The 21,585-nt window shown below is 66.0% G+C and carries 21 protein-coding genes; 18 read left to right on the top strand and 3 right to left on the bottom strand.

All coding sequences use genetic code 11. The features are described 5' to 3' along the window. The first annotated feature begins 55 nt into the window (after window positions 1–55). The 4 genes from WBP07_RS10835 to WBP07_RS10820 are packed head-to-tail and all read left to right on the top strand — an operon-like array spanning window position 56 to window position 4,645. The gene (locus WBP07_RS10835; protein ID WP_395391067.1) at window positions 56–1,366 is read left to right on the top strand and encodes a TolC family protein; all 1,311 of its coding nucleotides are present in this window, start codon (window positions 56–58) and stop codon (window positions 1,364–1,366) included. Further along, window positions 1,363–2,391 (top strand): HlyD family secretion protein, encoded by a 1,029-nt coding sequence (locus WBP07_RS10830; protein ID WP_395391065.1) that lies wholly within the window; start codon window positions 1,363–1,365, stop codon window positions 2,389–2,391. The genes WBP07_RS10835 and WBP07_RS10830 overlap by 4 nt, the downstream gene beginning before the upstream one ends. Beyond that, window positions 2,391–3,533 (top strand): ABC transporter permease, encoded by a 1,143-nt coding sequence (locus WBP07_RS10825; RefSeq protein WP_395391063.1) that lies wholly within the window; start codon window positions 2,391–2,393, stop codon window positions 3,531–3,533. Before WBP07_RS10830 ends, WBP07_RS10825 begins: the two co-directional genes overlap by 1 nt. Next, window positions 3,530–4,645 (top strand): ABC transporter permease, encoded by a 1,116-nt coding sequence (locus WBP07_RS10820; protein WP_395391062.1) that lies wholly within the window; start codon window positions 3,530–3,532, stop codon window positions 4,643–4,645. Before WBP07_RS10825 ends, WBP07_RS10820 begins: the two co-directional genes overlap by 4 nt. Window positions 4,646–4,787: 142 nt before the next feature. On the opposite strand, the gene WBP07_RS10815 is transcribed toward WBP07_RS10820, so the two are convergent. Beyond that, the gene (locus WBP07_RS10815; protein WP_395391060.1) at window positions 4,788–5,663 is read right to left on the bottom strand and encodes an amidohydrolase family protein; all 876 of its coding nucleotides are present in this window, start codon (window positions 5,661–5,663) and stop codon (window positions 4,788–4,790) included. Then, window positions 5,656–6,330 carry a 4-carboxy-4-hydroxy-2-oxoadipate aldolase/oxaloacetate decarboxylase gene (gene ligK / locus WBP07_RS10810; protein WP_395391058.1) on the bottom strand — a complete coding sequence of 225 codons (675 nt, stop codon included), beginning with the start codon at window positions 6,328–6,330 and terminating at the stop codon, window positions 5,656–5,658. The genes WBP07_RS10815 and ligK overlap by 8 nt, the downstream gene beginning before the upstream one ends. Before the next feature lie 141 nt (window positions 6,331–6,471). On the opposite strand from ligK, the gene WBP07_RS10805 reads away from it, so the two are divergent. The 14 genes from WBP07_RS10805 (at window position 6,472) to WBP07_RS10740 (ending at window position 20,514) form a co-directional block, all read left to right on the top strand. Then, window positions 6,472–7,626 carry a LysR substrate-binding domain-containing protein gene (locus WBP07_RS10805; RefSeq protein WP_395391056.1) on the top strand — a complete coding sequence of 385 codons (1,155 nt, stop codon included), beginning with the start codon at window positions 6,472–6,474 and terminating at the stop codon, window positions 7,624–7,626. A 415-nt stretch (window positions 7,627–8,041) separates the two neighbouring features. Continuing rightward, entirely contained in the window at window positions 8,042–8,905 is an 864-nt protein-coding gene (locus WBP07_RS10800) for a DUF1932 domain-containing protein (protein ID WP_395391054.1), read from the top strand. Between the two features lie 2 nt (window positions 8,906–8,907). Next, window positions 8,908–9,933, top strand: a complete 1,026-nt coding sequence (locus tag WBP07_RS10795) for an amidohydrolase family protein (protein ID WP_395391052.1) — start codon at window positions 8,908–8,910, stop codon at window positions 9,931–9,933. After that, window positions 9,930–10,382: a protocatechuate 4,5-dioxygenase subunit alpha gene (ligA, locus tag WBP07_RS10790; RefSeq protein ID WP_395391051.1), complete on the top strand. Its 453-nt coding sequence runs from the start codon at window positions 9,930–9,932 to the stop codon at window positions 10,380–10,382. The genes WBP07_RS10795 and ligA overlap by 4 nt, the downstream gene beginning before the upstream one ends. A gap of 1 nt (window position 10,383) precedes the next feature. Beyond that, entirely contained in the window at window positions 10,384–11,283 is a 900-nt protein-coding gene (locus WBP07_RS10785; protein ID WP_395327691.1) for a class III extradiol dioxygenase subunit beta, read from the top strand. A 70-nt stretch (window positions 11,284–11,353) separates the two neighbouring features. After that, window positions 11,354–12,310 carry a Gfo/Idh/MocA family oxidoreductase gene (locus WBP07_RS10780; protein ID WP_395391050.1) on the top strand — a complete coding sequence of 319 codons (957 nt, stop codon included), beginning with the start codon at window positions 11,354–11,356 and terminating at the stop codon, window positions 12,308–12,310. Beyond that, window positions 12,310–13,299 carry an aldo/keto reductase gene (locus WBP07_RS10775; RefSeq protein WP_395391049.1) on the top strand — a complete coding sequence of 330 codons (990 nt, stop codon included), beginning with the start codon at window positions 12,310–12,312 and terminating at the stop codon, window positions 13,297–13,299. The genes WBP07_RS10780 and WBP07_RS10775 overlap by 1 nt, the downstream gene beginning before the upstream one ends. A 51-nt stretch (window positions 13,300–13,350) precedes the next feature. Further along, window positions 13,351–14,253: a formate/nitrite transporter family protein gene (locus tag WBP07_RS10770; protein ID WP_395391048.1), complete on the top strand. Its 903-nt coding sequence runs from the start codon at window positions 13,351–13,353 to the stop codon at window positions 14,251–14,253. A gap of 385 nt (window positions 14,254–14,638) precedes the next feature. Further along, a complete protein-coding gene (gene fdhD / locus WBP07_RS10765; protein WP_395391047.1) occupies window positions 14,639–15,484 on the top strand; it encodes a formate dehydrogenase accessory sulfurtransferase FdhD in 846 nt (281 codons plus the stop codon). A gap of 97 nt (window positions 15,485–15,581) precedes the next feature. Further along, on the top strand, window positions 15,582–16,793 hold the full coding sequence (locus tag WBP07_RS10760; RefSeq protein ID WP_395391046.1) for a toxic anion resistance protein: 1,212 nt from the start codon (window positions 15,582–15,584) through the stop codon (window positions 16,791–16,793). A gap of 18 nt (window positions 16,794–16,811) precedes the next feature. Then, window positions 16,812–17,555 carry a hypothetical protein gene (locus tag WBP07_RS10755; protein ID WP_395391045.1) on the top strand — a complete coding sequence of 248 codons (744 nt, stop codon included), beginning with the start codon at window positions 16,812–16,814 and terminating at the stop codon, window positions 17,553–17,555. Next, window positions 17,548–18,186: a YqiJ family protein gene (locus WBP07_RS10750; protein WP_395391044.1), complete on the top strand. Its 639-nt coding sequence runs from the start codon at window positions 17,548–17,550 to the stop codon at window positions 18,184–18,186. Before WBP07_RS10755 ends, WBP07_RS10750 begins: the two co-directional genes overlap by 8 nt. 164 nt (window positions 18,187–18,350) lie before the next feature. Then, a complete protein-coding gene (locus WBP07_RS10745; RefSeq protein ID WP_395391043.1) occupies window positions 18,351–20,039 on the top strand; it encodes a flotillin family protein in 1,689 nt (562 codons plus the stop codon). A 118-nt stretch (window positions 20,040–20,157) separates the two neighbouring features. After that, a complete protein-coding gene (locus tag WBP07_RS10740) occupies window positions 20,158–20,514 on the top strand; it encodes an EthD domain-containing protein (protein WP_395391042.1) in 357 nt (118 codons plus the stop codon). A gap of 222 nt (window positions 20,515–20,736) precedes the next feature. On the opposite strand, the gene WBP07_RS10735 is transcribed toward WBP07_RS10740, so the two are convergent. Next, a complete protein-coding gene (locus WBP07_RS10735; RefSeq protein WP_395391041.1) occupies window positions 20,737–21,528 on the bottom strand; it encodes an SDR family oxidoreductase in 792 nt (263 codons plus the stop codon). Window positions 21,529–21,585: the final 57 nt, after the last annotated feature.

The following is a 21,585-nucleotide window of genomic DNA, read 5'->3' as shown; positions in this document are numbered from 1 at the left end:
CAAGGTTTCCTCTGCGCTGGGTGCCGCTTCGGAGGATGTGACCGCGGCGGAGGCGATGGCCCATTCGCTGAAGGCGCTGAACCGGCCGCTGGTCTCCACATCCGTCTCGGTGATCACGTATCAGAAGACGCTTTCGGTGGATCTGACCGGGCAGAAGGACAGCTTCAGCAATTCGGCGAACGAGTTCCTCAGCGGCCTGCCGGGCCAGTTTCCGGCCGAATTCTCCTCCATCGTGGAGCAGGTGACCGGCCGGGTGAGCCAGGCACTGCCCGGCCTGCTTTCCGCCATCCCGGATGAGCTGGACTATACCGCGCGCCAGACGGTGATCCGGCCCAATGTCACCGCCGTGATGCCGCTCTATTCCGGCGGCGCGATCCCGGCGATCCAGCACGGGGCGGAGGCCGGCGCCGAACTCGCCCGCGCCAAGCAGGCGGGCGCGCAGGACCTTTCGCAAGTGAAGCTGGTGCAGGCCTATTTCGGTGAGCAACTGGCCGCCGCGCTGCTGACTTCCGCCACGCAGACGCGCGATGCGTTCGACAAGCACTTGTCCAACGCGCAGGCGCTGTTCCGCGAAGGTGTCATTCCGCGCTCCCGCGTGCTGGAAGTGCAGGTAGCGCGCGATGCCGCGCAGCGTTCGGTGGAGCGCGCGACGATGGAGCAGGCCAACGCGGCGGACTCGCTGGCGCGCCTGCTGGACGCTGATGGCGGCGTGCGGCCGACGACGCCGCTGTTCGTCAATTCCAATGGGTTGGAGCCGCTGGCGGACTTCCTGGCCAGCGCCACCTCCGAAGGCCAGCCGCAGATGCGGGTGGCGGCAGCGGCCGAGCATCTGGCCGATTCCGGGGTGGACCTTGCCAAGTCCCGAATGCGGCCGCAGGCCTATGCCTTCGGTTCCTACAACTTCAACCGCAGCGATGCGATTCCGATCGATCCGGACTGGATCGCGGGCGTGGGCCTGCGCTTCACCTTGCTTTCCAACATCGATCGCAAGGACACGCTGGACGCCGCCCGTGCCCGCCAGCGCTCCGCCGCGCAATCGGCGGACGATACCAGGAAGACGATCGAGATCGAGACCAGCCGCGCCTACAACCTTGTCGAGACCGCGCGGCGATCGTTCCTGCTGCTGGACAGCAATATCAAGGCGGCCGAGGAGAACCTGCGCGTCCACGAAGTGGGCTTTCGTGAGGGCGAAGATACCGCCAGCCAGTTGATCGACGCGCGCACCGCGCTATCGGTGGCGCAGACCCAGCGCATTGCGACCGCATACGAATATGTGATCGCGCTCAGTGCCTTGCTGGCTGCCAGCAATCGCAGTTCCGACTTTCCCGCCTATGTCCTCCGCCCCGACAGGATAACCGCTCCATGACAGAAGAGACCGGCACATCCTTGACCGAAGCGGCGGGGCGCCCATCGCCCGTGAAATCCCGCCTGCTGGTGGGCGGGCTGGTGCTGGTGGCGGTGCTGCTGGCGATCGGCCTGTGGGTCGCATCCCGCCCCGGCCCGCAGCAATTGCAGGGCATGGTCGATGCGGACGAGGTGAACGTCGCCACCAAGGCGCTGGCGCGGGTGGATACGCTGCTGGCGGAGGAGGGCGACCCGATCCGCAAGGGCACGCTGATGGCCACGCTCTCCAGCCCGGAGATCGACGGGGGCAAACAGCAGGCCGAAGGCGCGCTGAAAGGGGCGGAAGCCATGCGCGATCTGGCCGATGCCGGCGCACGGCGAGAGGATGTGGAATCGCTGAAATCGATGTGGAAGGCGGCGCAGGCGGGTGCGGACCTTGCCGCCGTGTCCGCGCGCCGGGCGGACAATCTCTATGCCGAAGGCGTGATCGCGGCTCAGCGGCGGGATGAGGCCCATGCCGCGCGCGATGCCAGCGCCCGGCAGGCGGAAGCGGCGAAGCTGCAATACCTGAAGGCCCAGTCCGGCGCGCGGGTGGAGGAAAAGGCTGCCGCCGCCGCGCAAGTGCAAGTGGCGCAGGGTGGCGTCTCGATCGCCGATGCGCTCGGCAGCGAAAAGCGGCTGGTCGCCCCCATCGATGGCGAAGTGACGCGTAAACTGGCCGAACCTGGTGAGATCGTCGGCCCCGCCGTGCCGGTGTTCCAGATCATCGATGTGGCCCATCCCTGGGTCTCGCTGAACTTGCGTGAGGACCAGTTTCATGGCCTCGCCAAGGGCAAAGTGCTGAACGGCAAGATACCGGCACTGGGCGGGAAGGTGGCGACGTTCCGCGTCAGCTACATCAGCCCGCAGGGCGATTTCGCGACGTGGCGGGCGACGCGCCAGTCTTCCGGTTTCGACGTGCGCAGCTTCGAAATCCGCCTGCGCCCCACTGCGCCGGTGCAGGGGTTGCGGCCGGGCATGAGCGTGCTGTTCGACTGGCCCCAGTAATGGGCTTCAGCGGGCGTTTCATCGGCGCCTTGCGGCGTGAACTTGCCCATCTCGGCCGCGACGGCTGGGACCTTGGCATGCTCACGCTGTTCCCGGCCTGTGCGATCACGGTGGTCGCCGCCATGTTGATTGCCGCCGTGCCACGCGCACTGCCGGTGGCGGTGCTGGACCAGAGCAACGGCACCGTCAGCCGCGCCATCGTCCGCGCCGTTTCCGCTTCGGCCGCCGTCACCATCGCCGCGCGGCCCACATCGATGGCGGAGGCCGAACGGCTGGCGCGGGCAGGGCAAGTCTGGGCGATCCTGTCGATCCCCGAGGGCGTGGATAGAGGCCTCACCCGCACCGACACTCCCGCGATCCAGATCTTCTACAACGCCTCGTTCCTCACCATCGGCGGTAGTGCGGAATCCGCGCTCCAGTCGGCAGTCAGCGCGGTGCTGGCGGAGAAGGGGCTCGACGCCTTGCGGGCGCGCGGGCTTCCGGCGATGCGGATCAGCCCGCCCAAAGTGCAGGCGACGGTGCTGTTCAACCCGCAGACCAGCTTCGAATGGTACTTGCAGGCGCTGATCCAGCCCGCAGTTCTCCACCTGCTGACCGCCTGCGTGGTGGTGATGGCGATGGGGCGGGAGCTACGCGGCAAATCGCTCGCCGCGTGGAAACAGGAAACCGGGGGCGGGCTGGCCGCGCTGCTGGGCAAGCTCACGCCCTATCTCGTGGCGCTGACATGCTGGGGTGCGGTCTGGCTGATCTGGCTCTGCGGCGTGCGGGGCTGGGCGATGAACGGCAGCCTGTTGCTGACCGTCTTCGCGCAAGGCCTGCTGTTCGCGGGCACGGCGGCAATCTCCCTCCTGCTGGTGATCGGCGTGCGCAAGGCCAGCTTCGCATTTTCCGCCAGCGCGCTCTACGCCGGATCGGCGCTGGCCTATTCGGGCGGCACGCTGCCGTTGGACGGCGGCTCCGGCTTCGCCCGCAACTGGAGCGCGGCGCTGCCTTTCACGCATTATCTGCGGCTCCAGATGGACCAGTTCCTGGGGGCGCCGGTTTCGGTCGCCTTGCCGCAGATCGGCGTGCTCTCGCTCTATGTCGTGGTGCCGATGGTGCTCGTCCTGCTGCTGCTCCGGCGGCCGGAGGAGGAGGCATGAGTTTCGGAAAAGCCTATCTCGGCGTCTTTCGCGAAGTGCTGTCCACGTTCGCCTTGGCCTCGATCATCCTGCTCGCAGTGGTGCTCTACGGCTTCTACTACCCCGCGCCCTATGCCCACCAGACCGCCACGCAATTGCCGGTGGTGCTGGTGGACGAGGAGAACTCCACGCTCACCCGCGCGCTGGCGCGCAACCTTTCGGACACGCGCGAAGTCCGCATCGTCGCGCAGGCGCAGTCCACCGATGACGCCGAGCGGATGGTGCGCCACCGGCAGGCGGACGGCATCCTGCTGATCTCTCGCGGGTTCAGTCGCAGCCTGCTGACGGGCGCGCCGGGCGGTGGCATCGGCATCTTCGTCAACGGCACCTACCTGATCCGCGCGCGCGATATCGGCGGTGCGGTGCAAGCGGCGGTCATGGCCGTGGCGGTGGAGCGGCTGGGCCCACTCGCCCAGGGGCTGCACTTGCGCGCGCCGGTGGAGATCGTGGCGCGCCCGCTGTTCAACACGCGGGAGGGCTATGCCGATTACGTGTTCCCGGCCGTATCCGCGATCATCCTGCAGCAGACGCTGCTGTTCGGCACCGCCATGCTCGCTGCCGATCGTCGCAAGCGGGGGGAGGGGCGCTGGTCATTGCCGGGTTTCCTGGGCACCTGGACCGCGCTGGCGACCATCGGCTGCTGCGGCGCGGCGTTCTATTTCGGCTGGGTCTTCTGGTTTCAGGATGTGCCGAGGGCAGGCAATCTGGCTGGATTGACTCTTGCCGTGCCGCTCTTTGCCTTTGCGGTGACCGGGCTGGGGCTGATGCTGGGCAGCCTGTTCGACAGCGCGGAGCGGGCGCTTCAGGTGCTGATCCCCACCTCGATCGTGCTGTTCTTCCTGGCGGGGGCGGCGTGGCCGCTATCGTCGATGCCGGGCTGGGTCTCGGCACTGGCGCATCTGTCGCCGGCGACATGCGGGGCGCAGACCTTCGTGCGGCTTAACGAAATGGGTGCGCCTCTGCGCGATGTGACGGGCTATCTGGCCGGATTGGCAGCCTTGACCGCGATCTACGGCACGGTCGCCGCGTGGCGCCTGTGTGGCGCGCCACGCGGCGAGGTGCTTGAAGTCTGATCTGAAACTACCGTTTCAGATCGTTCGGCACCGGCCCTCTCCCCCACCCGACCACCCATCAGGGTACACTCGTGGGAGGTCGGGTGGGGGAGAGGGCCGGTGCCGAACCCGAAATTCGCCACGCGAATTTCGGATCAGATACTTACAACTCTTCAGGCCAATAAAGCCGCATCGGGTTGGTCACGAGCAGCTTCTGCTGAAGCTCCGCCGTGGGCGCGATGCGGGGGATCATGTCGACCAGATGGCCGTCGTCCGGGATGTTGTCCTGCATGTTCGGGTGCGGCCAGTCGGTGCCCCAGATCACGCGGTCCTGATAGTCCGCCACCAGCGGGGCCACCGCTTCGGCGAACTTGTCCCACGGGTCGTTCGTGGGGTCTAGGCGGTCCGGGCAGGTGGCCTTGAACCAGATGTCGTCCCGGCTGTCGAGCAGGTCGCGGAACGCCTTCATGTCCACGCCGTCCGGGCCTTGCGTCACGTCCGGGCGGCCCATGTGGTCGATGACGACCGGCACGGGGATCGCGGCGATGAAGGCACGCATTTCCTCAAGGATGTCGGCCTCGAAATAGATCACCACGTGCCAGCCTTCGGGCAGGCGGCTGGCGACTTCCAGGAACTTGTCCTTCGGCGCATCGTCGACCAGGCGCTTCAGGAAGTTGAAGCGGATGCCGCGAATGCCGCCTTCATGCAGCTTGGCAAGGTCCGCGTCCGAGATCGCCGGATCGACCACGGCCACGCCGCGCGCCTTGCCGTTCGACTTGGCGATGGCGTCCAGCGTCGCGGCATTGTCGGTGCCGTGGCAGCTGGCCTGCACGATCACGTTGCGGGCAAAGCCCAGGTGATCGCGCAGGGCGAAAAGCTTGTCCGGCCCGGCGTCTTCCGGAAGGTACTTGGCTTTGGCGCTGAACGGGAATTGCGCCATCGGGCCGAACACGTGGCAATGCGCGTCCACCGCGCCGGCGGGCGGGGTGTAGAGCGGCTTGCTGGGACTGGCGTGCCAGGAGACGATCCGGTCAGACATACTTCAGACCTTCCTTCTCCAGACGCTCACGCATCTTGTACATGTCGAGGCCGAGGACGCCGGCAGCCAGCTTCTCGCGCTTTTCGCCTTCGTTGGCTTCGCGGGCCTGAGCTGCGGCGAGCACTTCGGCGGCCTTTTCGCGCGGCACCACGACCACGCCGTCATCGTCGGCCACGATCACGTCGCCCGGCTGCACGGCGGCATTGGCGCAGACCACCGGCACGTTGACGGAACCGAGCGTGTTCTTGACCGTACCTTGCGCGTAGACCGCCTTGGACCACACGGGGAACTGCATCTCGGTCAGGTCGCGCACGTCGCGCACGCCGGCATCGATGATCAGCCCGCGGCAACCGCGCGCGATCGCGCTGGTGGCCAGCAGGTCGCCGAAGTAGCCATCCTCGCACGGGCTGGTGGGGGCAAGCAGCAGGACGTCGCCGTCCTTCAGCTGTTCGATGGCAACGTGGACCATCCAGTTGTCACCCGGAGGGGCGCTGATCGTCACTGCCGAACCGGCGATGCGGGCACCGGCGTAGATCGGGCGCATGTAGCTGGCGAGCAGGCCGGTGCGGCCCTGTGCCTCGTGAACGGTGGCGACGCCGCACTTGGCGAGGCCGTCGATCACGGCCTGATCGGCGCGTTCGATGTTCTGGACGACGATGCCACTCATGATCTGCTCTCCTTCGATCTTCGGGTTCCGGCGCGCGGGAATGATCTGGGCCGGATATGGCGACGATGTCTTGGGCCTGACCTTGTTCAAGGGGAAAGAGAAACTTTGGACACGTGATAGGATTTGGCTAATAACGATGCCATGGATATCTGGAGTCTCAACCTTCGGCACTTGCGGGCTGTCGCAAAAATCGCGGAATTGGGCACGGTCAATGCCGCTGCCCTGGCTGTGAACCTCAGTCAGCCAGCCATAACACAGGCGTTGGCCCGGCTCGAGTCGCAGATCGGCCTGCCACTGTTCGAACGCCGTCATGACGGCATGGTGCCTACCCGTGCCGGAGAGATCCTGGCCCCCCGCATCGATGCCGCGCTGGGCCATGTGAACAGCCCCCACGTCACCATGTCGCGCCTGCGCGCGCTGCTGGCGCTGGTGGAGACAGGCAGCTACGCCGGCGCCGGGCAGGAGACCGGGCTGTCGCTCCCCTCGATCCACCGCGCGGTCAATGACTTGTCCTTGGCGCTGCGCCGCCCGCTGGTGGTGCGCCGGGGCAAGTTCGTCATCACCACCGAGGCGGGAACCCAGCTTGCGCGTGAGTTCCGGCTGGCGAAAGTGGAACTGGAGGCTGGCCTTTCCGAAGTCGCCGCGCTGCGCGGCGTTGAAACGCGGCGGATCGCCGTGGGCGCCATGCCGCTCTCCCGCGCGCGCATCCTGCCCGCCGCCGTGGCGCGCTTCCTCGCCCGCCGCCCGCATGTGAAGCTGACCATCGTCGAGGGCTCCCGCTCCGAACTCGTCGAGCCCCTGCGCGGCGGCGTGCTGGACCTGACGGTCGGCGCCCTGCGCGATCCGCTGGTGGAGCCGGACCTCGTCCAGCGCCCGCTGTTCGAGGATCGCCCCGCCGTCTACGGCCGCAAGGGCCACCCGCTGGAAGGCACCGATCCCACACCGGCGGACCTTGCCCGCTATCCCTTCACGCTGCCGCCGCTGGGCACGCCCCTGCGCGACTCCTTTGAGCGGTATTTCGAGGCGCACGGGCTGCCGCATCCCAAAGTGCCGGTGGAATCCGGTTCGGTGATGATGATCCGGCAAGTGATGATGGGCGGCGATTTCCTGACCGTCCTGTCGCCCGATCAGGTGACGGTGGAAGTGGAGGCCGGCTGGCTCTGCGAACTGGCGCGCCTGCCGGAAAACTTCACTCGACTGATCGGCATGACCACCCGTTCGTCGCTCCGCCCGACCGAAGTGCAGGCGGAATTTATCGCGGACCTTGAATGGGCGGCGAAGCGGGTGGGGGATTAAGGCTTAGTCCGCCAGCGCCTGCCGCCATGTTCAATATGTGGCCGAGTCGATCTTGGTTTCAGGTTTGTACTGGACGTTGCGCCAGCCCACCCCGTTGCGACTAACTTCGCTACGCTTCGTAAGTCTCACGGCCCTCCCGCTTGCAGGAGGGCAAGATTGCGCTGCCCTCTCGCCGTTGCGCTGAAACGCCCCTGCCGCATGCGGGAGGGGCTGGGGGTGGGCATTGTAACCTCTTCAATGCGGGGGCCGCGTCAACCGCACTGTCACCTTGTGATCATTTGCAAACTGGATTGCCCGAATGCGGCATAATCTGTCTGGCAGCCGCATATCATGCGGCCGGTTAAGTTACATCAACCTTATAGCCGAAAGCCGCTTCCGATTGGCCCATTCCCTGTGGTGAGGGCAGGGTATCCGCATGTACAGATCCATCGCCCTTATTGGGTTCGGAGAAGCCGGATCGACATTCGCGGGAGCAGGAGACTGGGCTGGTCAGGCTCGGGCCTTCGATGTGCTTCCCGAGTGTCGCGCCGTCATGGCCGACCTTGGCGTCACCGCCTGCGACAGCGTCGCCGAAGCGCTTGAGGGTGCTTCGCTGGTGCTTTCGCTCGTCACCGCAGATGCTGCGCCGCATGTCGCGGAAGCCGTCGCGCCCTTGCTGGGCGAGGGGGCGCTGTTCTGCGACATGAACTCGGTCGCGCCGGGTACCAAGCGGGCGGCTGCCAAGGCCATTTCGGCGGGCAAGGGGCGCTATGTCGATGTGGCCGTGCTCGCCCCGGTCAATCCCGCGCGCATGAAAGTGCCGCTGCTGGTGGCCGGGCCGGATGCGGCCGAGGCGCAGGCCGCGCTGGAGGCGGTGGGCTTCACCAATGTCCGCACCGTGGGCGCCGATGTCGGCCGCGCTTCGGCGATCAAGCTGGTGCGCTCCGTCATGGTCAAGGGCCTTGAGGCGCTGACCGCCGAAATGATGATGGCCGCCCATGCAGAGGGCGTGGCGGACGAAGTGCTTGCCTCGCTCGACGCCAGCGAGAAGGCCATTTCCTGGACAAGCCGAGCGGACTACAATCTCGACCGCATGCTGGTCCATGGCCGCCGCCGCGCCGCCGAGATGGACGAGGCCGCGGAAATGCTGCGTTCGCTGGGCATTCCGCCGCTGATGACCGAAAATACCGTCGCCTGGCAGCAGGCGCTGGGCGAGCTGGGCTTGGTGCCGCCGCCCGAAGGATTCGAAGCCAAGCTTGCGGCAGCTGTCGCGGCGGGCGTACTCAAGGGAGAGAATTGAGCATGTCGCTCATCATCGACTGTCACGGACATTATACCGTCCTGCCCAAGGCGCATGACGCCTGGCGCGAGGCGCAGATCGCCGCTTTCAAGGCCGGTGAAGAAGCGCCGCCGTACCCCGAGATTTCCGATGCGGAAATCCGCCAGACCATCGAGGACAACCAGCTTCGCCTCATCAAGGAGCGCGGCGCCGATCTTACCGTGTTCAGCCCGCGCGCCAGCGCGATGGCGCACCATGTCGGCGATCAGGCGGTTTCCGAGGCATGGGCGGTCCACTGCAACAATCTTATCGCCCGCGTGGTGAACATGTTCCCCGAGACGTTCGTGGGCGTGTGCATGCTGCCGCAGAGCCCCAAGGCGGACCTTTCCGCCTCGGTGAAGGAGCTGCGCCGCTGCGTTGAGGAACTGGGCTTCATCGGCTGCAACCTTAACCCCGATCCGGGCGGCGGCCACTTCGAGCATCCGCCGCTGACCGACGAATACTGGTTCCCGATCTACGAGGCGATGAGCGAGCTGGACGTTCCGGCGATGATCCACGTCTCCGGTTCGTGCAACCCGGCGATGCACGCCACCGGCGGCTTCTACATCGCGGCGGACACCGTGGCCTTCATGCAGCTGATGCAGGGCGACCTCTTCGCGAAGTTCCCCAAGCTGCGCTTCATCATCCCGCACGGCGGCGGCGCGGTGCCGTACCACTGGGGCCGTTATCGCGGGTTGGCGGACATGCTGAAGAAGCCTTCGCTTGACGAATACATCATGAACAACGTGTTCTTCGATACCTGCGTCTACCACCAGCCGGGCATCAACCTGCTGGCCGACGTGATCGACAACAAGAACATCCTGTTCGGCTCCGAAATGGTCGGCGCGGTGCGCGGGATCGACCCGCAGACCGGCTTCTACTTCGACGACACCAAGCGCTATGTCGATGCGCTCGACATCTCTGACGAGGAGCGCCACGCGATCTTCGAAGGCAATGTGCGCAAGGTCTTCCCGCGCCTTGACGCCAAGCTCAAGGAACGCGGCCAATGAACGCCAAGACTCCGACCGATAAAAACCCTTGCGAGAACGCGGGTGGTCCCATCGACATCCACGCCTATCTCGGTGAGTTCGACGATATTCCGGGCACGCGCGTCTACACGGCGAAGCGCGCGCGGCAGGGCTATCACCTGAACCAGTTCGCGATGAGCCTGATGAAGGCGGAAAACCGCGAGCGCTGGAAGGCCGACGAGCGCGCCTATCTCGACGAATGGCCGATGACCGAGGACCAGAAGCTGGCCGTGCTCGCGCGCGACTACAACCGCCTGCTGGACCTGGGCGGCAACATCTACTTCCTCGCCAAGGTCTTCTCGACCGACGGCCTGAGCTTCCTTCAGGCCGTGTCGACGATGACCGGCATGTCGGTTGAGGATTATCAGGCGATGATGATCGCCGGCGGTCGTTCGCCCGAGGGCGTGCGGTCGATCAAGGAGCACCGCTGAGATGGCCCGCATTACGCACGGCATCGCCTGTAGCCATATCCCGGCGCTCGGCGTCGCGTCGGACTTCGACAAGTGGGAAGATCCCTACTGGAAGCCGATCCAGGAAGGCTTCGCGCCCACCCAGAAGTGGGAAGCGGAGAACCTGCCGGACGTCGTGATCCTGGTCTACAACGACCACGCATCGGCCTTCGACATGAAGATCATCCCGACGTTCGCGATCGGCTGCGGCGAAAGCTACAAGCCGGCGGACGAGGGCTGGGGCCCGCGCGAAGTGCCGGTGGTGGAAGGCCATCCGGACCTTGCCTGGCACATCGCGCAGAGCCTGATCCTCGACGAGTTCGACATGACCATCATCAACGAGATGGATGTCGATCACGGCCTTACCGTTCCGCTCTCCATGGTGTTCGGCAAGCCTGCCAAGTGGCCGGTGAAGGTGATCCCGCTGGCGGTCAACGTCGTCACTTATCCGCCGCCGTCGGGCAACCGCTGCTGGGCGCTGGGTGAGGCGATTGCGCGCGCCGTGGAAAGCTTCCCCGAAGACCTGAATGTGCAGGTCTGGGGCACCGGCGGCATGAGCCACCAGCTTCAGGGCCCGCGCGCCGGCCTGATCAATGCCGAGTGGGACCAGATGTTCCTCGACAAGCTGTCGGGCGACACGCAGGAACTGCGGTGCATTCCGCATATCGAATACCTGCGCGAAACCGGCAGCGAAGGCATCGAGATGGTGATGTGGCTGATCATGCGCGGTGCGCTGGGCAAGGAAACGCGCGAACTGCGTCGCTTCTACCACGTGCCCGCCAGCAACACGGCCGTCGGCCACATCGTGCTGGAGCCGGTGAACGGCGAGGTTCCACCCTCGACCACCGTCGAAGGCGCAGCCTCTCAAGAACTCATCGACTGATCGATTCCGCGTGCCGGTGGTTGACGCCGGCACGCCCTTTGTCTTTGACAGACACCCCAAGGAGATTCCCATGCGTATTGCCCTCGTAGGCGCCGGCGCTTTCGGTGAAAAGCACCTCGACGGCCTCAAGAACATCGACGGCGTAGAGATCGCCTCGGTCATCAGCCGCTCGGCCGAGCAGGCTGCCGAAGTGGCCGCCAAGTACGGCGCGCCGCATTCCGGCACCGATCTGGCCGAAGTGCTGGCCATGCCGGACGTCGATGCCGTGATCCTTTGCACCCCCACGCAGATGCACGCCGAACAGGCCATCGCCTGCATGAACGCCGGCAAGCACGTTCAGGTCGAAATCCCGCTGTCGGACACCTGGGCCGATGCCGAGGCGGTTGTGGCGAAGCAGAAGGAAACCGGGCTGGTCTGCATGGTCGGCCACACCCGCCGCTTCAATCCTTCGCACCAGTACGTGCACAACAAGATCACCGCGGGTGAGTTCAACGTCCAGCAGATGGACGTGCAGACCTACTTCTTCCGCCGCAAGAACATGAACGCCAAGGGCCAGCCGCGCTCGTGGACGGACCACCTGCTGTGGCACCACGCCGCGCACACGATCGATCTGTTCGCCTACCAGTCGGGCAAGATCGTCGCCGCCAACGTGCTGCAGGGCCCGAAGCACCCCGAACTGGGCATCGCCATGGACATGTCGATCCAGCTGAAGGCGGAAACCGGCGCGATCTGCACGCTCTCGCTCTCGTTCAACAACAACGGCCCGCTCGGCACGTTCTTCCGCTACATCGGCGACAGCGAGACCTACATCGCGCGTTACGACGATCTGGTGAACGGCCGCGAAGAGCCGATCGACCTGACCGGCGTCACCGTGTCGAACAACGGCATCGAGCTGCAGGACCGCGAATTCGTGGCTGCCATCCGCGAAGGGCGTGAGCCCAATTCGTCGGTCGGCAAGGTGCTCGATTGCTACCGCGTGATCGGCGAACTGGCCCAGAGCCTCGAAGCGCAGGACGGCTGGTCCTGATGACGAAACGCCTCCTCGCGGGCCGTCCGGTCCACTCCGTCGGTCTCGGCTGCATGAATGTGGCCTGGGCCTACGGCAATCCGCCGTCTCGCGAGGAGGCGGTCGCGTTGTTCCGCCATGCCCTGGATGCAGGCTGCGATCACTTCGACACTGCCAACATCTACGGCATGGGGCTGAGCGAGGAGATCCTTGGCGAAGCCATCATGGACCGCCGGGACGAGTTCCTGCTGGCCTCCAAGACCGGCATCCTGATCGACGGCGCCCGCCGCGGGATCGACTGCGCGCCGGACAGCATCACCGCCTCGCTCGACGCCAGCCTGAAGCGGCTGGGCACCGATCATATCGACCTGTTCTACATGCACCGCTTCGACCCGAAGGTGCCGATTGCCGACTCGGTAGGCGCCATGGTGCGCGCGATCGAGGCGGGCAAGATCGGCGCCTATGGCGTGTCCGAATGGTCCACCGCGCATATCCGCGAGGCACATGCCGTGCATCCGGTGGCGGCGGTGCAGACCGAATATTCGCTCTGGACCCGCAACGTCGAACTGGGCGTGCTGGATGCCACGCGGGAACTCGGGATCGCGCTCGTCGCCTTCTCGCCGGTCGCGCGCGGGGCGCTGGGCGGTGAGCTGACCGACGTGAACACGCTCACCGAAAAGGACCTGCGCCGCGTATTCCCGCGATTCCTGGGCGAGAACTGGGTGCACAACCTGGCTCTGATCGAGGAATTCAACGCGCTGGCCTCGTCCGCGCGCGTCATGCCCGCGCAACTGGCGCTGGCCTGGGTTCTTTCGCGCGGCGATCATGTCCACGCGCTGCCGGGCACCCGCTCGATCGCGCATTTCGACGACAACCACGCGGCGGCGGGCCTGCATATCGATGCGGAGGTGCTGGCAAAGGCGGGCGAGCTGATGAACCAGCAGACCATTGCCGGCCACCGCTATCCCGACATGTTGATCCCGACGATCGATACCGAAGACTACGTCTGACCGGCGCTTCCGGTTGACGGAACCTTGCGTTCCGGGGTCGGTTTTGAGGGCATGGACGATGCCCCCCAAACCGACCCCGATCTCACCGACCCGGAGCTATCGCACGACGATCCGTCGCGCCGCAAAACCGACCGCGAGCTGGAGCGCGACGAATCCAGCCTGACCGGCCACGAACGCGGGCAGGTCAAGGACAACCTCCGGCTTTCCGCGATCACCGTGTTCTCGGTGATCCGGCGGGAAGGGGAGGAGGAACTCCACCGTCCGGCCATGTCGCTCTGGTGGTCCGGCATTGCCGCCGGGATCGGCATCTCGACCTCCATCTTCGCGCAGGGTCTGCTCCACCAGTCGTTCGCGGACCATCCGCAGCGCGCGCTGATCGCGGCGTTCGGCTATGCGATGGGCTTCGTGCTGGTGGTGCTCTCCCGTCTGCAACTCTTCACCGAGAACACGCTTACGGCAGTGCTGCCCCTGCTCGCCGGGCCGAATGCGGAGCGGTTGTGGCGCACGGCCCGGCTCTGGGCGATCGTGTTGGCGGCGAACCTGGTGGGCACGCTCCTGACCGCGCTGCTGATGGACCTGTTCGTCGATCCCGCCCATCCCACGCTGGCGGGCATGCTGGAAGTCTCTCGCAAGGCGGCGGAGGCGCGCGGGTGGCCGGCGCTGCTGGACGGCGTTCCGGCCGGCTTCTTCATCGCCGCCTTCGTCTGGATGCTGCCCAGTTCCAAGGGCTTCGAGATCTTCGTCGTCGCGCTGTTCGCCTGGCTTATTTCGGCGGGTGGTTTCGCGCATGTGGTCGCGGGATCGACCGAGATGTTCCTGCTGGTGCTTCATGGCGAGATGCCGGTGCTGGATGCCTTCACGCTGCATCTGGCGCCGACGCTGGTGGGCAATGTGATCGGCGGCACGGGCCTGTTCGCGCTGCTGGCATTCGCGCAGATCAAGGCGGAGATTTGATCACGGGGCAGCGCAAATCCTCCCCTGCAAGGGGAGGGGGACCGCCCGAAGGGTGGTGGAGGGGTGTCAGCTTCTCGGTGGTGCTTGACTGTGCCGGTTACACCCCTCCGTCATCGCTTCGCGATGCCACCTCCCCTAACAGGGGAGGAGCGCCTTATCGAGGTTGCGCTTGCCCACCCCGCTGCGACTAGGCAGGCAAGCTGCCAAGTCTCACTGCCCCTCCCGCTTGCGGGAGGGGAAAACAGCGTAACGGATCGAGCGGGGCGTTATTCCGCCCTCCCGCAAGCGGGAGGGCCGCGAGGCTTGGTGAGCCGCAGCGGGGTGGGCACGGACAACGCCGAACCAAAAGGATGACCCCAGCCCCCCACCAAGCTACAAAACCGCCATGAACGGTGCAGAGACCATCACCCTCCGCCGCAACGCCTACGGCACCGACCTTGGCGCCGACCGCGTCGCCATTCCCGTCGAAGCGCCCATCGCCATCGAGACCAACGGCATCGCCTATGCCGTGATGATGGCAACCCCGCTGGAGATCGCCGACTTCGTCACCGGCTTCCTCATGGCCGAGGGTCTCGCCACGGCCACCGAGATTGGCGAGATCGCCCTCCACACGGTGGAGAACGGCGACTGGGGCACCGGCCACGTCGCCCGCGTCAACCTCCCGCCCGAGCGGCTTTCGCTGATCCTCGAACGCGCGCGGCGGCGCACGGGGGACAGTTCCTGCGGCATCTGCGGGATCGAAGGGGTGGAAGCCGCGCTGCGCCCGCTGCCGCGCCTGACCCGTCAAAGCGAAGCCGCTCCCGAGGCAATCCGGCGCGGGCTGGATGCGCTCGATGCCGCGCAGCGACTGGGGCGGGAGACCCGCGCCACCCATGCCGCCGCTTTCTGCGACGAGGAGGGCGTCTTGCGGATGATCCGCGAGGATGTCGGCCGCCACAACGCGCTGGACAAGCTGGTGGGCGGGTTGGCTCGTGCCGGGGCTCGCGATGCGATCGATGCAACACGGGGCTTCGTGGTCATGACCTCGCGCTGTTCCTACGAACTGGTGGAAAAGACCGTGCGCGCGGGAATTCCGCTGCTGGTGACGATCTCCGCCCCCACCGATCTTGCGGTACGCCGCGCGCAGGCGGCGGGCCTGTCGCTCTGCGTCGTGGCGCGGGACGATGCCATGCTGATGCTCGGCCATGCCCAGCCTTCCGACGAAGAGGCCACGCCGCTCGTCGAACCGTAAACCGGGCCTTTCCTGTTTTGCTTGTAGTTTTTTCGCCCGAACCTAGATTCGGCGTAAGACGACTGCATTATTTCTTGGACGACGGGGATTTCCTTAGATGGCGACGACGACAGATCAGGCGGCTACCGGCGAACTGAAGCTGACGCCGCCCGACCCGGTGCCGGTGGTCCAGCCCGAAAAGGCGGCCGGCCTCGTGCCCGTGGGCGATGAGCAGAAGTCCAAGCTGCAGGTCCGCGTCGACGAATTCGTCGAGGATCTGGTCCAGCAGGACGTGAACTCGCCCGAATTCGGCCGCCGCGTCGATCAGCTGACCAATATGGGCCGCAAGGAAATCGCAGAGGCTTCGGGCCAGTCCAACCGCTTCCTCGATCGCCCGGTGCGCGCGATGGACAAGGAAGCCGGCGTCGGCGCCGACCTGGCCGAACTGCGCCGCACGGTGGAAGACCTCGACCCCTCGACCAAGGGCAACCTGCTGGCCCCGCGCAAGCTGTTCGGCGTGATCCCGATGGGCAGCAAGCTGCGCAACTATTTCGATGGCTACAAGTCCGCGCAGGGCCACATCAGCGCGATCCTCGCCCGCCTGCAGGGCGGCAAGGACGAACTGCTGATGGACAATGCCGCCATCGATGTGGAGCGCCAGAACCTCTGGGCGGCGATGGGCAAGCTCGAACAGATGATCTTCATGTCGAAGGCGCTGGACGAGACGCTGGAGCAGAAGGCCGCCGATCTGGACCATACCGATCCCGCCAAGGCGAAGGCCCTGCGCGAATCGGCACTGTTCTACGTGCGCCAGCGCACGCAGGACCTGCTGACGCAGATGGCGGTTTCGGTGCAGGGCTACCTCGCGCTCGATCTGGTGAAGAAGAACAACGTCGAACTGATCAAGGGTGTCGATCGCGCTTCCACCACCACCGTCGGCGCGCTGCGCACGGCGGTCACGGTGGCGCAGGCGATGGCCAACCAGAAGTTGGTGCTGGACCAGATCACCGCGCTCAACACCACCACGGCCAAGATCATCGATGGCACCGGCCAGATGCTGAAGGACAACACCGCCCGCATCCACCAACAGGCGGCGAACTCCACGATCCCCTTGGAAACGCTCAGCCGGGCGTTCCAGAACATCTACGACACGATGGATTCGATCGACACCTTCAAGATGCAGGCGCTCGATTCGATGAAGCAGACCGTGCAGTCGCTGGAGGGGGAGGTCACCAAGTCCAAGGCCTATATCGCCCGCGCGCAAGGGCAGGCCGAAGGCGCGGCGCTGGGCGACAAGAGCGCGAAGGCGTTGCTGGAGGCGCTCGATTGAGCCTGATAGACTAGCACCATGTCGGACCCGATCATTAAAGGCCCCGCTTCGCGCGCGGTTTCGACGCGCAGCGGCGTCAATCAGGAGATCATCCGCGCCGCGCGCCGCCAGCGTGCCGCGCGGCTCTACAACGCGCGCAAGGAACGCTGGGCGTTCCGCTGGCGCCGGCTGCGGCGCGCATTCCTGGCGGTGGCGGGCATCTTCATCGTCGCGCTGACTGCCGGGCTGATCCTGGGCGGGCTCTCGTTCGCGACCACGGTGCTGACCACGCTGCTGGCCTTCGCGGTGTTCTGCCTGCTGTCGATCTACCCCTCGACCCCGCGCCTCAACACCGGCGATCTTAATAGCGCGACCCTGCCGGAACTGGCCGGATCGACCGAGATCTGGCTGGAAAACCGCCGCCGCGCGCTGCCCAGCGCTGCCGTGGATGCGGTGGACATGATCGGCGTGCGCCTGGAACAGATCGCCCCGCAGCTCGCTTCGCTGGAAGAGACCGGCCCGGCGGCGCGAGAGGTGCGCAAGCTGCTGTCCGAACACTTGCCCTCGCTGGTGGACAGCTACACCCGCATCCCCGCCGAACTGCGCAACAAGCCGCATGCGGGCGGCTCCACGCCCTCTCAGCAACTGGTCGAAGGGCTGGACGTGATCGCCGGCCAGATCGAGGCGATGAGCCTCGATCTCTCCCGCAACGACTTGGACGCGCTGGCCACGCGCGGCCGCTTCCTGGAAGCCAAGTACATCGATTCGCGCGACGATGGTTGAACTGCTGACGCGGGCAGGAAGCCTGCCTTTCTCCGTCGCCCTGGCGCTGATGCTGATGTTCGCCTTGCTCCAGATCGTGGGCGCGGGGGACTTTCTGGGCGGTGACGCCGATGTCCACGTGCACGGTGGATTGCATGCGCATGGCGGCCTCGACGCCGGGCTGCTGTCGGTGCTGGGCATCGGGCGCGTGCCGTTCCTGATGTGGCTGATGCTGCTGCTTACCGTGTTCGGGCTGGCCGGCATTTCGACGCAGGAACTGCTGCTGGCGCTGACCGGGAAGACCTGGAGCGCCTGGCTGGTGGCCCCGGCGGTAGGCTTCGTTTCCCTGCCGATCACCGGCATGGTGTCGCGCGGACTGGGGCGGATCATCCCGCAGGATGAGACGACCGCGATCGATGTTTCGGCGCTGGTCGGGCGCGAAGCGGAAATCCTTGTCGGCACCGCGATGCGCGGCAGCCCGGCGCGGGGGCGGGTGTTCGATCACTATGGCCAGGTCCACAACGTCATGCTCGAACCCGACATCGACGGGCAGCGCTTCGTGGAAGGTGAAAGAGTGCTGCTGGTGCGACGGGAGGGCGAACTGTTCAAGGCGATCGCGCGCGGCGATCACTATTTGCCGCGCCTCGACTGAGAACGGCGGCGGAATCCCCATGACAAGTGCGGTTAACGATTTGAAATCGGCCGCGCTGCAACCGGTTTTTGTGGGAGGGTCAGGCCCGCCCTGCTAGTCATGCGCATGGGTTTCAATGCGCCGTGCAGGGCAAGAAAAGCACGGCGCCAGGGGAGTATTGTACCATGCAAGACCTCGTCGGCATCGCAATTCTGGCCGGCATCGCGCTTGTCCTGTTTCTGGCTCTGGGTCTCATGCTCGCGCGGCTCTACAAGCGCGCGTCGAAGGAGATCGGCTTCGTGCGAACGGGCTTCGGCGGTGAAAAGGTCGTCATGAACGGCGGCGCGCTGGTGCTGCCGGTGTTCCACGAAACCATGCCGGTGAACATGAATACCGTGCGTCTTGCCGTGGAGCGCAAGAACCAGGATGCGCTGATCACGCTGGATCGCCTGCGTATCGACGTGAAGGCGGAATTCTACGTTCGCGTCCGCCCCGATGCCGGCGCCATCGCCATGGCCGCGCAGACGCTGGGCGCGCGCACCATGCATCCGGAGGCGTTGAAGGAACTGGTGGAAGGCAAGTTCGTCGACGCGCTGCGCTCGGTCGCGGCGGGCATGACGATGAACCAGCTTCACGAACAGCGCGCCGATTTCGTGCAGAAGGTGCAGCAGGTTTCCTCGTCCGACCTGGCGATGAACGGGCTTGAGCTGGAATCGGTTTCGCTCACCGGCCTCGACCAGACTTCGATCGAGCATTTCAACGCCAACAACGCTTTCGACGCCGAGGGTCTCACCAAGCTGACCGAGCAGATCGAACTGCGCAAGAAGGCGCGCAACGACATCGAGCAGGACACCCGCGTCCAGATCGAGCAGAAGAACCTGGAGGCCGATCGCCAGTCGCTCCAGATCCAGCGCGAGAACGAGTTCGCCCGCCTCGATCAGGAGCGTGAGGTGGAGATGCGCCGTGCCGAACAGGCGGCCGAAGTCGCCCGCGAACAGGCCCTGCGCAACCGCGAGGCGGAAGAGGCGCGGATCGTTGCCAAGCAGCAGGTCGATTCGCAGCAGATTGAGGCGGACCGCACGATCCAGCAGGCCAAGATCGCACAGGCACAGGCGGTCGAACTGGCCCGTCAGGGCCAGCAGATCGCGATCCAGAACAAGAGCCGTGAGGAAAGCCAGGCCAAGGCCGAGGCGGACGAGGCGCGCGCCAAGGCCGTCGCGGCCGAGGAACAGGTGGCCACCAGCCGCGAGACCGAGATCGCCGAGCGTGCCAAGCGCATCGAACTGATCGAGGCGAGCAAGGAAGCCGAGCGGCAGGCCATTGCCATCAAGGTCCAGGCCGAAGCCGACAAGGAGGCCGCCGCCAACCGCGCCGAGGCGGCCCGACTGGAAGCCGAAGGCGAGGCGGAGGCCGAGAAGCTGCGCGCCGAAGCCGCACGTGTGCGCTTCGAAGTGGAAGCTGCCGGTCAGCGCGCCATCAACGAGGCGGCGAACCTGCTCTCGTCCGACCAGATCTCGCTGCAGATGAAGATGGCGCTGCTGAAAGTACTGCCCGAAGTCGTGCGTGAGAGCGTGCGTCCGATGGAGGCGATCGATTCGATCAAGATCGTGCAGGTGGACGGGCTGACCCAGAAGGGCGGTTCTGCCGGTTCCTCGGCCGCGGTGGGCGGATCGGGCAACCTTGCCAACGATGCGGTCAGCGCCGCGCTTGCCTATCGTGCGCAGGCGCCGGTGATTGACGGGCTGATGAAGGAACTGGGCCTCGACGGCACCTCGCTCGCCAATCTGGTGCAGGGCGCAGCGCAAGTATCCGTCGCCGCGCCGATGCCGAACACCTCGCCGGCCAATGACGAACGGGCCGTAGCGGCCGAATGACCCTGACGACGGGGGCGGTCCTCAGGCCGCCCCCGTCCGCTTCCATCGCCCGGGCGGCCCGCAAGGCCGTGCCGGGCGGTCTGGCTCTTGCTAGCGTCGCTTCGGAAGGAGAGGCGCGATGTACAAGATCCTGCTGTTCATGAAGCGCAGGCCGGACCTGACGCCGGAGCAGTTTCGCGACTACTATGAGACGCGCCACGCGCCCTTGGCGGAGCGCTATTCGCAGGGGCTGTCGCGCTATGTGCGGCGCTATCTGGAGCCGCAGATCCATCCCGAGACGGGCGCTTTTATTGATGGGCCGGATGTGATCACCGAACTCTGGTTTGAGGACGAGGCGACCTTTCGCGGCACCTTGCGCTATATGACCACCAGCCTGATGCCCGAAGAGATCGTGGCCGACGAGGCCAACCTGTTCGACCGCGCCTCGTTCCGGATCGCGACGGTGGTGGAGTGCGAGAGCGATCTGAAAGGGTGAGGGCGGGGCGGGCAGGCTAGAGGCGGCTGAGCCCAGCACCTCCCCAAAGGCGCGATCCAAACACGACCTGCCCCCATAAACCTCGTCATCCCCGCGAAGGCGGGGATCCCGCTTCGTTGATCCATGCGAGGACCTTGCAAAGAAAAGCGGGGCCCCCGCCTACGCGGGGGCGACGGAGTGTTTGGATGGGTCGGAGAAGGAGCCGCTCGCTCCGGGCCTAGGTCAAAACCCCAAACGTCCCAGAATTCCGCCATCGACCGGAATGTCGCACCCGCTGACATAGGAAGCGCCGGCCGAGCAGAGGAATTCCGCGACCGAGGCGATCTCATCGCCCAGGCCCAGGCGCCCGGCCGGGGTCATGGTGATCATCTGGCGCATCTGTTCGCTCTCTTCGCGTTCGGCGCGGCTCATCGGGGTGTCGATGAAGCCCGGCGCGATCGAGCAGATGCGCAGGCCGCGCGCGCCGAACGCCGCTGCCTCGCGCCCGACCAACGCCATCACCGCGCGCTTGGAAAGCGTGTAGCCCATGCCGGGATTGACGGCGAAGCGGTCCACATCCTCGCGCCCCTTGCCGGCCACCATGTCGCGCACTGCCGTCACCATCGCCGGGTCGGTCAGCAGATAGCCCGACATCGAGGAGAGCAGGACGGCACAACCGCCTTCCGCGAAGCGGGGCAGCAGGGCGGCCACCAGCCTTTCGGTGGCGAAATAGTTCACTTCCAGGATGCGCAGCGGATCGGCCATCGTCGGCGAGAGGCCCGCCGTATGCACCAGAGCGTGAAGCGGCGCGTCGCCCAGCGCGTCGATCAGGTCCTGCGGATAGGATGGCGCGGAAATGTCGCCCACCAGCGTGGTCACCGTGGCGCCATCGGCGCGCAGTTCCTCGGCAAAGGCGTCCAGCTTCTGGGCGCTGACGTCGCAGAGCAGCAGCGGGCGCCCCTGTGCGGCAAAGCGCTTCGCGGTGGGAATGCCCATGCCGCCGGCGGCCCCGGTTACGATGACGGTTGCGCTCATGCCTCTCCTCCTGCCTCGCCTGTCGCGGGGGTTATTCGGGGCGAGTGGTAATCGCTG

Origin of the sequence: Novosphingobium oxfordense, from assembly GCF_044029435.1 — a bacterium.
Taxonomy (GTDB): Bacteria; Pseudomonadota; Alphaproteobacteria; order Sphingomonadales; family Sphingomonadaceae; genus Novosphingobium.
This window is presented reverse-complemented; position numbering and strand designations above follow the sequence as displayed.

What these genes read in the sequence shown, in the direction of transcription:
- WBP07_RS10780 (WP_395391050.1), top strand. Translation starts at nt 11,354, where the DNA reads ATGCGTATTGCCCTCGTAGGCGCCGGCGCTTTCGGTGAAAAGCACCTC.
- WBP07_RS10775 (WP_395391049.1), top strand. Translation starts at nt 12,310, where the DNA reads ATGACGAAACGCCTCCTCGCGGGCCGTCCGGTCCACTCCGTCGGTCTC.
- WBP07_RS10750 (WP_395391044.1), top strand. Translation starts at nt 17,548, where the DNA reads ATGGTTGAACTGCTGACGCGGGCAGGAAGCCTGCCTTTCTCCGTCGCC.
- WBP07_RS10815 (WP_395391060.1), bottom strand. Translation starts at nt 5,663, where the DNA reads ATGTCTGACCGGATCGTCTCCTGGCACGCCAGTCCCAGCAAGCCGCTC.
- WBP07_RS10745 (WP_395391043.1), top strand. Translation starts at nt 18,351, where the DNA reads ATGCAAGACCTCGTCGGCATCGCAATTCTGGCCGGCATCGCGCTTGTC.
- ligK (WP_395391058.1), bottom strand. Translation starts at nt 6,330, where the DNA reads ATGAGTGGCATCGTCGTCCAGAACATCGAACGCGCCGATCAGGCCGTG.
- WBP07_RS10785 (WP_395327691.1), top strand. Translation starts at nt 10,384, where the DNA reads ATGGCCCGCATTACGCACGGCATCGCCTGTAGCCATATCCCGGCGCTC.
- WBP07_RS10740 (WP_395391042.1), top strand. Translation starts at nt 20,158, where the DNA reads ATGTACAAGATCCTGCTGTTCATGAAGCGCAGGCCGGACCTGACGCCG.
- WBP07_RS10760 (WP_395391046.1), top strand. Translation starts at nt 15,582, where the DNA reads ATGGCGACGACGACAGATCAGGCGGCTACCGGCGAACTGAAGCTGACG.
- WBP07_RS10835 (WP_395391067.1), top strand. Translation starts at nt 56, where the DNA reads ATGGCCCATTCGCTGAAGGCGCTGAACCGGCCGCTGGTCTCCACATCC.
- WBP07_RS10805 (WP_395391056.1), top strand. Translation starts at nt 6,472, where the DNA reads ATGGATATCTGGAGTCTCAACCTTCGGCACTTGCGGGCTGTCGCAAAA.
- WBP07_RS10825 (WP_395391063.1), top strand. Translation starts at nt 2,391, where the DNA reads ATGGGCTTCAGCGGGCGTTTCATCGGCGCCTTGCGGCGTGAACTTGCC.
- WBP07_RS10795 (WP_395391052.1), top strand. Translation starts at nt 8,908, where the DNA reads ATGTCGCTCATCATCGACTGTCACGGACATTATACCGTCCTGCCCAAG.
- WBP07_RS10755 (WP_395391045.1), top strand. Translation starts at nt 16,812, where the DNA reads ATGTCGGACCCGATCATTAAAGGCCCCGCTTCGCGCGCGGTTTCGACG.
- WBP07_RS10770 (WP_395391048.1), top strand. Translation starts at nt 13,351, where the DNA reads ATGGACGATGCCCCCCAAACCGACCCCGATCTCACCGACCCGGAGCTA.
- WBP07_RS10800 (WP_395391054.1), top strand. Translation starts at nt 8,042, where the DNA reads ATGTACAGATCCATCGCCCTTATTGGGTTCGGAGAAGCCGGATCGACA.
- WBP07_RS10830 (WP_395391065.1), top strand. Translation starts at nt 1,363, where the DNA reads ATGACAGAAGAGACCGGCACATCCTTGACCGAAGCGGCGGGGCGCCCA.
- WBP07_RS10735 (WP_395391041.1), bottom strand. Translation starts at nt 21,528, where the DNA reads ATGAGCGCAACCGTCATCGTAACCGGGGCCGCCGGCGGCATGGGCATT.
- WBP07_RS10820 (WP_395391062.1), top strand. Translation starts at nt 3,530, where the DNA reads ATGAGTTTCGGAAAAGCCTATCTCGGCGTCTTTCGCGAAGTGCTGTCC.
- ligA (WP_395391051.1), top strand. Translation starts at nt 9,930, where the DNA reads ATGAACGCCAAGACTCCGACCGATAAAAACCCTTGCGAGAACGCGGGT.
- fdhD (WP_395391047.1), top strand. Translation starts at nt 14,639, where the DNA reads ATGAACGGTGCAGAGACCATCACCCTCCGCCGCAACGCCTACGGCACC.